This window comes from Pseudomonas asuensis, from assembly GCF_014646755.1.
In the GTDB taxonomy this organism is placed as follows: domain Bacteria; phylum Pseudomonadota; class Gammaproteobacteria; order Pseudomonadales; family Pseudomonadaceae; genus Chryseomonas; species Chryseomonas asuensis.
Genome location: NZ_BMNW01000003.1, coordinates 482,896 through 496,059 on the forward strand (window position 1 = coordinate 482,896; position 13,164 = coordinate 496,059).

Annotated in this window: 8 protein-coding genes; 1 reads left to right on the top strand and 7 read right to left on the bottom strand. The window is 55.7% G+C overall.

All coding sequences use genetic code 11. The features are described 5' to 3' along the window. Positions 1–102: 102 nt before the first annotated feature. The 6 genes from IEX86_RS09025 to IEX86_RS09050 form a co-directional block, all read right to left on the bottom strand. Positions 103–1,689 (bottom strand): putative bifunctional diguanylate cyclase/phosphodiesterase, encoded by a 1,587-nt coding sequence (locus tag IEX86_RS09025; protein ID WP_188865791.1) that lies wholly within the window; start codon positions 1,687–1,689, stop codon positions 103–105. Positions 1,690–1,874: 185 nt separating this feature from the next. Then, entirely contained in the window at positions 1,875–2,630 is a 756-nt protein-coding gene (gene cobA / locus IEX86_RS09030; protein WP_188865792.1) for a uroporphyrinogen-III C-methyltransferase, read from the bottom strand. Between the two features lie 357 nt (positions 2,631–2,987). Next, positions 2,988–5,723: a nitrate reductase gene (locus IEX86_RS09035; protein WP_188865793.1), complete on the bottom strand. Its 2,736-nt coding sequence runs from the start codon at positions 5,721–5,723 to the stop codon at positions 2,988–2,990. Positions 5,724–5,774: 51 nt separating this feature from the next. Continuing rightward, on the bottom strand, positions 5,775–6,131 hold the full coding sequence (gene nirD, locus IEX86_RS09040) for a nitrite reductase small subunit NirD (protein ID WP_188865794.1): 357 nt from the start codon (positions 6,129–6,131) through the stop codon (positions 5,775–5,777). 120 nt (positions 6,132–6,251) lie between these two features. Continuing rightward, positions 6,252–8,693 carry a nitrite reductase large subunit NirB gene (gene nirB, locus IEX86_RS09045; protein ID WP_188865795.1) on the bottom strand — a complete coding sequence of 814 codons (2,442 nt, stop codon included), beginning with the start codon at positions 8,691–8,693 and terminating at the stop codon, positions 6,252–6,254. A 285-nt stretch (positions 8,694–8,978) separates the two neighbouring features. Continuing rightward, positions 8,979–9,479 (bottom strand): thioesterase family protein, encoded by a 501-nt coding sequence (locus tag IEX86_RS09050; protein ID WP_188865796.1) that lies wholly within the window; start codon positions 9,477–9,479, stop codon positions 8,979–8,981. A gap of 207 nt (positions 9,480–9,686) precedes the next feature. Here IEX86_RS09050 and IEX86_RS09055 point away from each other — a divergent pair, with 207 nt between their 5' ends. Further along, positions 9,687–11,372, top strand: coding sequence for a phosphoethanolamine transferase (locus IEX86_RS09055; RefSeq protein WP_188865797.1), 1,686 nt, complete (start codon positions 9,687–9,689; stop codon positions 11,370–11,372). Positions 11,373–11,414: 42 nt separating this feature from the next. On the opposite strand, the gene IEX86_RS09060 is transcribed toward IEX86_RS09055, so the two are convergent. Next, on the bottom strand, positions 11,415–13,085 hold the full coding sequence (locus tag IEX86_RS09060; RefSeq protein ID WP_188865798.1) for a bifunctional protein-serine/threonine kinase/phosphatase: 1,671 nt from the start codon (positions 13,083–13,085) through the stop codon (positions 11,415–11,417). Between the last annotated feature and the right edge of the window lie 79 nt (positions 13,086–13,164).

Consider the following 13,164-nt stretch of genomic DNA (forward strand, 5'->3'; position numbering starts at 1 on the left):
GCGTCGTTGGTATCGCTCTTGATGGGCTTATCTAGTAAGAGCGAAACGGAACGAATCGGTTCGGACAGGCTGTTGCAGCATGATGAGCTAAGGATACCTCGCTTATATGGCGGGTTCCTTGCGGGGCGTCTGGGGTATGTAGCACCCGTGGCGATTTAGTAGCTCTGGAATCTCGGCGTTGGGCACCGCCTTACTAAAGAGAAACCCTTGGCCGAACTCGCACCCAGCTTCGCGTAGCCACTGGAGTTGATAGTCATGCTCAATGCCTTCGGCAATGGACGGCATGTTCAACCCATGGCCTAGCCCCAGCATGCAGCGTACGATCTTGTCATCCTTCTCATTGATGACCATGGAGTCGATGAACTCACGATCGATCTTCAGTTTATCAAAAGTAAAGCGGCTGATCTGAGCCATGCTTGAGTAACCCGTCCCAAAGTCATCGACGGCGATGCGTACCCCTAACTCTCGCAGCATGTCCAGGTTGAGTTTGGCCTGCTTGATGTCCTTGACGATGGCCGTTTCGGTAATTTCGATTTCCAGGTGCGATGCGTTAAAGCCGGTTTCAAGCAGAATACGTTCGATGCGGTCCGGTAACAGAGGATCTCGCAGGTCGATGGCGCTCAGGTTGAAAGACAGGTAGATACCTGCGGGCCAATGCTTGGCTTCAATGCAGGCTTTGCGCAGGAGGTAATCCGTAAGCTCGGTCATCAGCCCGCTTTCCTCGGCTGCCGGGATAAACTTGTCCGGGATAATGGAGCCATGTACCGGATGGTCAAGGCGCGCAAGGGCTTCGAAGCCGGCAATGGTCATTCCATCCAGCGCAACGATTGGTTGATATTCGGGCCTTACATAACCGTGCTCAATCGCCTCGCGTAATGCCTGGGCAATCATGGACTGTTGTTCCAGCAGGTGATCTTGGTCCATATCAAAAAAACGGATAATGTTTTTGCCGTTTCGCTTGCCTTGATAGAGCGCGACATCCGCCCGGCGCAGCAGTGTGCTGATGTCCTGCCCGTCATTTGGATAATGTGAAACGCCGAACGTAGCCGCGGCTGTCAATGCAGTCGAACCATGGATCACTGGGCTTGCAATCAGACCGGCCAAGCCATTCAAAATGGCATGGGCTGCTGTCTCGCTTTTGGCAGAGTGCAGAAGAACCGCAAACTCATCGCCACCCAGACGACAGATAAAATCGCCTTTAGGGAGTGCCGTAGCCACACGCTGCGAGATTTCTTCAAGCAATTTATCGCCGGTGATATGGCCATAAATGTCATTGATGGCCTTGAAGCCATCCAGGTCGAAAACGGATAGAAAAAAAGGCTCTGGCATGCCGCGTACTGTTTGTGCGAAGTGCTCATTCAGCGCGCGCCGGTTCGGCAAATGCGTGAGATTGTCATGGTTGGCCAGGTGATAGGCTTCTTCCTGGGCCTGCTTGCGCGCCTTGATTTCCTTGCGCATGTCAGCGATACGGCGAAACCCGAAGAAAAAGCCGCACCAGCCAATAATGATAAAAGCCGTGATGCACTCATCGATCTGCCATTCTTCATGGGTAAAGCTGAATGCTACAAGATGCTCGAAAAAATCACATTCGATCATCACCACTAGCAATACGATACCGACAGCAATGATGCCAGCAAGGTCTCTGAAGTGCCTTTTGTGCATTGAATAAAAAAAGGTCTTCGGAGACATGAGCAGCTCGGTGGCAGGATCAATCGAAGTAAGCAGGGTCTAGGGCAGGATGTGGCCCCTGTCGTGTTATCGACGCTTGGCAGACGAAGTTGATAGTAGCATTATGCTACGAATATAAAAGCAATAAACATAAAATGACCCTGAGTGACCAATTGGTCACTCTGTGACGGACAAGCGTTTAGGGATTATCCAGCCAGCGTAGCCTGGGCATGCTCAAGCGGTATATAAAGTGCCTGAGCGGCGGCTACTTCACCAATAATGAGAATCGCCGGGCTTTTCAGCTGGAAAAGTGCTGCGTCGGCCAGCATATTGCCAAGCGTACTGCGGTATTCCCGCTGCTCTGGTAATGACGCATTTTCGATCATGGCAACCGGAGTGGCTGCATTCATTTGGCCAGCCAATAATCCCTGCTGGACGTCGTTTATCCGTGACACCCCCATGTAGACAACAAGTGTTGTGCCACTCTGGGCCAAGGCCTGCCAATTCAAGGAGCTGTCGTCCTGGGTATGGGCTGTAACCAGCGTAACGCCACGGGCAATGCCGCGGTGAGTGAGCGAAATGCCGCAGTTCGTAGCACCCGCAAGACCGGCGGTAATGCCATTGACGATTTCAGCCTGAACGCCATGCATGGCTAGCCACTCAGCTTCTTCGCCGCCTCGGCCAAAAATGCAAGGGTCGCCGCCCTTGAGGCGCGCCACAACTTTGCCTTGGCGTACATAGCGCAGCATCAGGCGATGAATGAACGCTTGAGGCGTTGAACGGCAACCGCCTCGTTTGCCCACCTTGATGATTTGTGCGGTTGGGCAGTGTTCCAGCACGGCGGGATTGACCAGATCATCAATCAGAACCACGTGTGCCTCGCCTAGTGCGCGAACAGCCTTGAGGGTCAAGAGTTCCGGATCGCCAGGGCCTGCGCCGATCAGCCAGACTTTTGCGTTCATGTATATACCCTCATCATCAGCTAGGTTCTGTACCAGAGGTGCCTGCGTTTGGCTAACCAATGGTTGGTATCTTTTCGTGCAGACTTTAATTCAGGACAAATAAAAAAGGCGCACCCGCTGTTTCCAGCTGGGACGCCTTTGTCCGGTTCTGTTTAGGTCTTGAGAGACCGCTCAGAAAATGCAGCAATCGCCATTGACCGCTACATCAAATGTCAGACAAATCAGTGCAGTGATTATGCCAAGTATTGGAAGTGGCGGTGTAGAGCTCTTTTCATCAGGATCATGAGCAGTTACCACTCTATACATGCACTCTCTTGGTGGGGATTGCCCTTAAAGGGTGCATGTATAGGCTTGCACTTAGGCGTGTACAGGCGCCTGGGCCAGCAGACGTTTGATCTCCGGAACACAGGAGCCACACTGAGTCCCGCAACCTAGCGACTGTTTGAGTCCATTCAAATCCAGCCCTTCGGCAATACCGCCGCGAATGGCTGCCTCGCTGATATTCATGCAGTTGCAGATAGTCTTGCAACTGACTCCCGTTGTGCCACCGGGCGGTGTGCTGAGCGGTGCCAGGAGCCAGCGGCGCAGCTCTTGATCCGCTCGACCTTCTTCCCAGAGACTTTTGAGCCAGCGGCGTGCGGCTGTTTCACCTGTCAGGCAGAGCGCCGTGATACGGCCATCTTCAATGCGAACGCGCTTGCCGACCTGACGGCGTGCATCGTCATACGCCATGACCGGACCCTCTATCAAGTCCAGCCCTTCATAGATTTGGGCGAGCAGAGCTTTGTCGGGTGATTCGCTGTGTGCTGCGCGAATCAGCAGGGCTGGGCGCTCACGTCCGGTCAGGGTAAGGCTGGCATGGGCGAAGGTTTCGAGTAGCGGACGCAGGGTCTCGAAACGCATTTGCACAGGGCCTTCTACCAACGCGTATAGCTCCCAGGGGAGTTCTACTTTTTCTACTTCAATGCCGGCATGCTTGAGTTCAGGCTGTTTGGAGAGGGGATCGAACTGAGGGAGGGTGAGGGCGTTGATCCCAAAACCCTTAAGGAATCGATCCCCCCAGTGCATGGGCAGAAAGGCTTGGCCAGGCCGTATGTTCTCATCAGACTCGACACGGACGACGAGACTGCCACGACGGCTCTTGACCTTGGCCAGCTGTCCGCTTAACAGGCGCCGCCGCCGCAAGTCCTCCGGGTGCAGCGAGAGCAAAGGCTTCTCTACGTGGCTGAACAGTCGCGCTGCCGTTCCGGTACGGCTCATGCCATGCCATTGATCGCGCAAACGGCCTGTGTTGAGCGTCAATGGATATCGCGCCTCACGTTTTTCCTTGGGCGCTGCGTATTCATCGGCCACGAAACGGGCCCGGCCTGAGTCAGTGGGGAAAATACCCTTCTCATACAGACGCGGCGTACCGTGGACAGCGCCGGTCGGGTAGGGCCATTGCTGCGGGCCGTGGGTATCGATCAGTGAATAGCTGATGCCGGACAGGTCCAGATCACGGCCTGTAGTCAGGTGCTTGTATTCCTCAAAGAGTGCTTCAGGCGTCTGGAAGGCGAAGCGACTGCCTTGTCCAGGCTGTAACCGACTTTCCAGGCGACGCGCGAACTCAGTTGTGATCGCCCAGTCCGGGCGGGCTTCACCCGGTGCGCAAATAGCGCGTCGCACATGGCTTATACGTCGCTCGGAATTGGTCACTGTTCCTTCCTTCTCGCCCCAACTGGCGGCAGGAAGCAGCAGATCGGCATAACGGCAGGTCTCGGTGGTAGAAAAGGCCTCCTGGACCACCACGAACGGGCAATTGGCCAGTGCTTCATGAATCTTTGCCTGGTCCGGTAGGGACTGTGCCGGGTTGGTACAGGCGATCCAGAGCGCCTTGATCTTGCCGCTGTGTACGGCATCGAACAGCTCGATAGCTGAGAGCCCGGGTGCTTCGGGTAGCGTCTCAACCCCCCAGTACGCTGCGACTTCCCTGCGATGGACAGGGTTGGCAACCTCGCGATGGCCGGGGAGCAGATTTGACAGGCTACCGGTTTCGCGGCCCCCCATGGCGTTGGGCTGGCCGGTCAGAGAGAAGGGGCCAGCCCCGGGCTTGCCGATCTGGCCGGTTGCCAAATGCAGGTTGATCAAGGCTGAATTCTTGGCGACGCCTGCCGTGGACTGGTTCAAGCCCATGCACCAAAGTGAGAGAAAGGCAGGCGACTCGCCAATCCACCGGGCGCAGGTGGTTAACGCCTCAATGGTAATGCCGCACAGCTCTGCCACCATGGCAGGGTTGTAATCACGCACTACCGTTTTCAATGCCTCGAACCCTTCGGTATGGGCATCGATATAGCGACGGTCGATCCAGCCTTCCCACAACAGAAGGTGCAGGATGCCATGAAACAAGGCAACGTCAGTACCAGGTTGAATAGCCAGGTGCAGGTCGGCCAGTTCGCAGGTATCGGTACGCCGAGGATCGACCACAATGACCTTCATCTCTGGCCGTTTGGCCTTGGCCTCTTCCAGACGGCGGAACAGCACCGGATGGGCATAGGCCATGTTGCTCCCGGCAATAAGCAAGGTTTCTGCCTGTTCGATATCCTCATAGGAGCAGGGTGGAGCATCGGCGCCCAGGCTGCGTTTGTAGCCTACAACCGCAGAGGACATACACAGCCGTGAATTGCTGTCGATGTTGTTAGTACCGACTACGGCGCGAGCCAGCTTGTTAAAGGCGTAATAGTCTTCTGTAAGCAACTGGCCTGAAATATAAAATGCCACGCTATCAGGGCCATGCTCACGAATGGTCTCGGCAAAGACCGTGGCCGCATGGTCAAGAGCACTGTCCCAGTCGGTACGGCTACGTGCCAGCCCCTTACCCAGGCGTAATTCAGGGTAAAGCGCACGCGCATCCAGATCACCGGTCAGGTGCAGAGTGGCGCCTTTGCTGCACAGCTTGCCGTAATTGGCGGGATGAGCAGGATCGCCTTGCACATTAAGGATACGGGCGCCGTCATGCTCGATCAGTACACCGCAGCCTACGCCGCAGTAGCAACAGGTTGAGGCTGTAACCTGTGTGGCTGCGTCGTGATGCGGCGCGTGAAGTGGAATGTTCATGGGGTACTCCGTTCTTTTCCCGCAGGCCCAGCGGCACGCAAGGTAGGGCAATCAAGCCGCTGTTGTACTGGCAATAATCCGTGTGTCCCTGTGTGTGGATTTCTGGAGGACCAGAAAGACGCGTCCTTCTTCGATCTTGACTGGGTACTTATGCGCGCAGCCTACATCGGGCGCTATGGCTTCACCGGAGTCCAGAGCGATCTGCCAGTTGTGCAGCGGGCAGGCCACGGTCTTGCCAAAGACGATCCCTTGGGACAGTGGGCCGTGTTTGTGTGGGCAGCGATCATCCAGCGCGAAGACCTCATCGGATGAAGTGCGGAAGATGGCAATGTCGCCTTTTGGGCCTTCGACAATACGGGCGCCCAGTTGGGGGATGTCGGTCAGGGCGCAGATATTGAGCCAGTTCATGAAGGAGTCCTTTTAAGTCGAGGTAGAAAAGTCGACGATGGGGACGCTGCGTTTAACTCACCCTATGCAAACCGACCGTAGGATGAGCTAAGCCTGCAGTACCCCATCAATTAGCTGTCATCACAGCGCTGCAACCGGAATCCGTTCGAATTCTTTCTTCAAGGCGGTCTGCTCGATGCGCTCCTTCCAGGGGTCCTGCTCAAGGGAGAGGGCAAAGAGCAACTGCTGGTACAGCGCTCTGCGCCGCTCTTCATCGTCCAGAACGGCCTTCTTGATATGCTCAAGGCCTACGCGGTGCATGTAGTGCACGGTGCGTTCAAGGTAAAAGGCTTCCTGGCGGTATAGTTCGATAAAGGCCAGGCTGTACTCCATGACTTCTTCAGCCGTCTTGACCTTGGTAAAGAATTCTCCCGCTTCTGTCTTGATGCCGCCGTTACCACCGACGTAGAGTTCCCAGCCCGAGTCCACACCAATAATGCCCACGTCCTTGATACCGGACTCGGCACAATTGCGCGGGCAGCCTGACACGGCAAACTTGACCTTGTGCGGTGACCACATGCCGAACATCGCATGCTCAAGATCAATACCCATCTGGGTCGAGTTTTGTGTGCCGAAGCGGCAGAACTCACTGCCGACACAGGTTTTCACCGTACGGATCGATTTGCCATAGGCATGACCACATGGCATATCGAGGTCTTTCCATACCCCAGGCAGGTCTTGCTTCTTGATGCCCAAAAGGTCAATACGCTGGCCCCCGGTCACCTTGACCATAGGGACGTTGTACTTGTCGGCCACATCAGCAATACGGCGTAGTTCGGCCGCATTGGTCACGCCGCCCCACATGCGCGGAATAACCGAGTAAGTGCCATCTTTCTGAATGTTGGCGTGAGCACGTTCATTAATGAATCGGGACTGCGGATCATCCTTGGCCTCGCCGGGCCAGGTGGAAATCAGGTAGTAGTTAAGGGCAGGGCGGCAGGTGGCGCAGCCGTTAGGGGTTTTCCAGCCCAAGGCGGCAATGGCCTGTGGAATGGTGATCAAATGCTGTTCACGAATGGCCTGACGCACAACGCCATGGGTGTGATCGGTGCAGTTGCAGACCGGTTTCTCGCTCTTGGGTTTTACATCCGCCGCGCCGCCTACAGTGTTGATAAGGATTTGCTCAACCAACCCGGTACAAGAGCCGCAGGAGCTGGCCGCCTTGGTGTGCTTTTTTACCTCATCGACGGAGAGTAGATTGTTCTCAGTGATGGCCTTGACGATGGTGCCCTTGCAGACGCCGTTACAGCCGCAAACCTCCATCTCGTCGCTCATCAGCATGGCCTTGTCCTGGCCTTGATGGCCTGCATCGCCTATGGCGTGCTCGCCAAACATAAGCAGGTCGCGGATCTCGCTGACGTTATGGTTTTCTCGAATTTGGCGGAAGTACCATCCACCGTCTGCGGTGTCACCATAGAGGCAGGCACCCACGAGGATATCGTCCCGAATGACGAGCTTTTTATAGATCCCGCCGATGGGATCGGACAACGTGATTTCTTCGCAACCGTCGCCACCCATGAAATCGCCGGCCGAGAAAAGGTCGATACCGGTCACCTTGAGTTTGGTGGAGGTGACTGAGCCGTGATATTCAGCCGTGCCTTGCATGGCCAGATGATTGGCGCAAACCTTGGCCTGCTCAAAGAGTGGAGCTACCAGACCATAGGCGATGCCCCGGTGTGCAGCGCATTCACCTATGGAGAAGATATTCGGGTCTGAGGTGCGCATTGTGTCGTCCACGGTCAGGCCACGGTTACAGGCCAATCCCGCAGATTCCGCCAGTGCATAGTTAGGCCGAATGCCAGCGGCCATCACGACCAGATCTGCTGGCACCTCGTCACCTTCGGCAAAGCGCACCGCCCGTACTCGACCGTTGCCGTCATCCAGCAGCTCGGCGGTCTGCTTGGGTAGCAGGAATTTGAGACCGCGACTTTCAAGAGCGGTTTGCAGGAGCTTGCCTGCAGTTTTATCCAGCTGCCGCTCCATCAGCCAATCGCCGATGTGGACAACGGTTACATCCATGCCGCGTAGCTTCAGACCGTTGGCAGCCTCAAGGCCCAGGAGTCCACCCCCAATGACTACCGCGTGGCGATGTGTGGTGGCGGTGTCGATCATGGCCTGAGTGTCGGCAATGTCGCGGTAGCCAATTACGCCTTGCAGGTCTTTGCCTGGAATAGGGAGGATGAAAGGGGTGGAGCCGGTAGCAATAATCAACCGATCATACTCGGCCACGGTGCCGTCTTCAGCAATCACACGGCGGTTCCCACGATCGATTTCAACCACCTTGCGATGAAGGTGTAGCTCAATGTTGTGTTCGGCATACCAGGCAAGGTTGTTCAGGACGATCTCTTCAAAGGTCTGCTCACCAGCCAGTACGGGCGATAACAGGATGCGGTTGTAGTTCGGATGCGGTTCGGCACCAAAGACTGTCACGTCATAGAGGTCAGGCGCGAGCTTGAATAATTCTTCCAGGGTGCGTACCCCGGCCATGCCATTACCGATCAGTACCAGCTTGAGCTTTTTCATCAGGCGTCTCCGCAAGCAGCCCCATCAGGCGTGCTCTTAAAATCAAGGCAACAAAAAAGGCGTCCCGCACGTGAGTGCGAGGACGCCTTTGTCCGGTCCCGTTATTGACCTGCGTAGGCCTTTCGGGGAGCGCTGCCGTTCGCCGTTGAAGGCTGCGCTTGATGTCTGCCTAAACGCTAAGCAGGGGACGTGCCAATCCTGTAACTGCCTGATATAGCTCTATTTGTAGTCAGAATATCCCAACATTTCTGAGCTTTTTTGCACTACTTTGAAGCGCCCTGCACTCTATCCGTGCGAACTCTCCTTGATTGGCGTGACATTTTGCGTGCCAGATGCTGGCCGATCACTGACCCAGTTAACCTTGGGGAAAATACGATGGAAAGGCTTGGGCATAGGCTCAATATGCTTTTCACGGTAGTTGTAAAAGACAAAGCCACACTTGGCCAGCGCGATAATGGTATCGGTGTCCGGACGCGTAATACGAAAGATGATGTCACCTCCGTATTTATTGAAATCCATGACGCCAATATCGAACTGCAGCTTGTCTCGTGCAAATGCCTCGGCCTGATAAACGGTCGCAAGGTCCGTCACCATCGTACCGATGCCATCCTCGGCACCATCCCGGATGCCGTAATAGAACATGAAGCGTGTACGAGCCTCTGAGATCATGGAAATCATCGACTCATTACTCAAGTGGCCACCGGCATTAATGTCGGTACTGCGGACCGTTTGATGGGTAGTAAAGTAGAACTGGTCGCTTGGAAGATTGAGTTCGATGCGGGCCATGAGGAGCTCCCTAGGATCTTCTTATTGAGGGTTATGCTTGGAGCTTAGCAAGCATGCCGTCTGGAATCACGGTTCCTTCTCTCTTTTACACCTTTGAGGGGCAGTTTGAGAAGCGATTAAGTGAAACGTTTTTACAAGGCTTTCTTCACAAAAGATTGACGAGCGCCTTATCAGACTTTGGACATCTTATTTCAAGAGTTGTCCGTGATGCTGAAGTTAAGACCTGTTCGTCCCGAATGGCTTACGCTGATCGTGAGTGCGGCCTTCCTTGTCCTTTACAATGTTTCCCTATGGATGCACCTCTTTGAAGTGGTGAGCCCCCTCGGTATGAAGGGCATGCTTACCCTGGGTGCTGTAGCTGTTCTTTTCCTGGCAGCCTTCAACCTGATTCTTACCCTGTTTGCCTTTCGCTGGGTATTCAAGCCTCTGCTGAGCGTGCTCTTTATGAGTGCGGCAGGGGTTACCTACTTCATGAATCAGTATGGCGTGATGATTGATACGGAGATGCTCCGTAACATGCTGGAAACCGATACGGCCGAGGTAGGGGATCTTTTATCATTCAAACTGGCCGCCTACCTGCTTGTGCTGGGTGTGCTGCCTGTCTGTCTGCTATGGCAGACGCCGGTTCGTTATCGGCAGTGGCCCCGCGAGCTGTTGAGCAAGTCCGTTGCCGGCGGCGTAACCATCACGGTCATGGTAGGCGTAGCGATGCTCAACTATCAGAGCCTGTCTTCGTTATTCCGTAATCATCACGAGATCCATATGCAGCTGACGCCCAGTAATTCGGTGGGTGCCTTGATCGGCTACGTACATGACGCCACGGCCAAACCCAAAGGGCCACTGCGCGAGATGGGTACAGATGCGGTCCGCCTGGCGCCAGTCAGCACTGGCGCACGTAAGACACTGACCGTTCTGGTCGTTGGAGAGAGTGCGCGCGCCGACAACTTCGGCCTGGATGGCTACAGTCGCGATACAACGCCGGAGCTACGGCAGGAAGAAGGTATTATCAGCTTTACCAATATGCACTCCTGCGGCACCGAAACGGCCGTATCCGTACCCTGCATGTTTTCCAACCTGACCCGTGCCCATTACAGCGACAGCATAGCCAAGAGCCAGGAGAATCTACTCGATGTGCTCAAGCGTGCCGGGTACGACGTGATCTGGCGTGACAACCAGGCCGGCTGTAAGGAGACTTGCAACCGTGTTGCCTTTGAGAGCCTGACTAAATCCAAGGACCCGGCGTACTGTAGCGATGGCGAATGCCATGACGAAATTCTGCTCAGTGATCTGCAAGACATTATCGATCATATGCAACGCGACACCGTGCTGGTGCTGCACCAGATGGGTAGCCATGGCCCTGCCTACTTCAAGCGGTATCCAGCAGCGTTCGAACACTTTACGCCTGTGTGCAGGAGCAACGAGCTGAGCCAGTGCTCCCGTGAGAGCATCGTGAATGGGTACGACAATACTATTCGCTACACCGATCATGTGCTGGCAAGTCTGATTAACTCGTTGCGCACCCAACAGGATAAAGTGGCTACCGCCATGTTTTATCTGTCTGACCATGGCGAGTCACTGGGGGAATACAATGTTTTCCTTCACGGCATGCCTTATGCGGTTGCGCCAGATCAGCAAAAGCATATCGCTAGCGTAGCGTGGTTCTCCCAGCCGTATCAGCAGTCGATGGGCGTGAATAGTCAATGTGTGGCAACGCACCGCAACGATGCGCTTAGCCAAGACAATCTGTTCCACTCCATGCTGGGTCTCTTGCGTGTTCACACTCAGGTTTACAACCCAGAGCTGGACATGTTTGCCAGCTGCCGTCAGCTCTCCGGCGCGACAGTGGCCAGTACAAGCCCGTCCTCGCAAACGGCTGCGAGCAAACTTAACTGACACAAGCGAGCTGGCTTCCGTGAGGCCTGCTCGCTTAGCCAGTCAGTGTCGATAGAGCCAGAACAGTACAGCGGCCACGTTGATCAGCAGCGAAGCACACGCCACTGTGCGCCAAAAGGCTAGGGGGTTGCGTTCCAGCAAGGCTTTGGGAGGTGGCATGGGTTGCCGTTCCCCTTGCTCCAGCATCAGCAGCGCCTCTTCTGCAGTTTCGAACCGCTCGGTCGGGCTTTTTGCTATACAGCGAAGCAACCAGTCGTTTATCCAGACTGGCACATCGTGCCGATAGCGCAGCGCATTTTCTGGCCGCTGAAAGCGCGGTCGCTGAAAAGCCTCGATTTCGCCATAGGGGTAATGGCCTGTCAGGAGGTGATAGAGCGTAATGCCTGCCGCAAAAAGATCCTGCTGCGGCTCGGGAGTAGCGCCCTCAAATACTTCAGGCGCGAGGTAGCCCGGAGTTCCCGGTACCGTACCTTCGCTTTCTCGGGAAAGACCTGGGCAATAGGCCAGACCAAAATCCAGAAGCCTGAGCTCGCCATCGTCGCCGCGGTGCAGGTTCTCGGGTTTTATATCCCGGTGCAGGATATTACGGCGGTGCAGCTGGCCTATGGCGCGCAAGAGTCGGGTTGCGGTATCCAGCCACTCTCCCAGCGGCAGTGGGCCCTCCTGGCTAAGTTGTGCGGCTAGGGTGCGACCAGGATATTCACGCTGTACGTAATACAGGTGCTGGCGGTGGGGCAGAGAATGCAGTTCCACAAAGGCCCGCCCGGCGACGCGGCGCAGGAACCATTCTTCCATCAGAAGTGCCTGCATGGCCTGAGTATCACCCTGCTGAGTTGGCGCGAGGGTCTTGAGCAGCCAGGGGCGTCCCGCTTCATCATGTACTCGGTACAGCCAGGATTGTTGAGAAACGGATAGACGTTGTTCGATCTGCCAACCCTCGAAAATCTGGCCTTCTTTGAGGCGTGGCGGAATGGGCCAGCCTTCTACCTCGGCAAGCGCATCGGCCAAGGGTTTGTCCGGCAGAGTTTCGATTCGTACCAGCAATGCGCTGGCATTATCCTGACTACCGGCTAAATGCGCAGCGTGGATCAGGGCTTGAGTAGCCGAGACCGGATCGGCTTCTTCGAGCAAGGCACGTCGGATAGCGGTATCGCCCAGGGACGCCCATACCCCATCGCTAGCTAACAGAAAGCAGTCGCCTACCTGTACATCGCCCTCACGAAAGTCTACGACCACGTGCGCTTCCAGCCCTAGGGCGCGTGTCAGTACGTGCTGCATTCCGGGTTGTTGCCAGACGTGATCCTCTGTTAGGCAGCGAAGCGTTTCGCCCCGCAGGTGATAGAGGCGGCAATCACCAACATGAGCGAGGGTATAACGGTGCCCCCGAAGGACGAGGGCAGTCAGCGTCGTTAATAACGGCTGCCCCTGTGTACCGGCTTGCAACCATCGGTTCTGTGCCAGGAGCAGGCGGTCCAGGGACTGTGCAACAGGCCAGGTTTCGGGTGTGGAGTAATAGTCCTGCGCCAATGCCTGTACGGTCGAGCGCGCAGCCAGGCCGCCGTCAGCACATTGGCTTACTCCATCTGCCAAGGCAAACAGGTATCCCTTGCTGGTTGCCAGCGCCGGTGCGGGCATTACGCTACGCAATGCGTCCTGGTTTTCCGTGCGTGGACCTGTAGCCGTAGCTTCACCGATGCTCAAGGTAAGGGGCATGGCCTGGATTCAATCAATGGTTGAAGGACATGGGCAACCGTAGTGCTTTACACAAAAGCCCGCCATGTAGCGGGCTTTC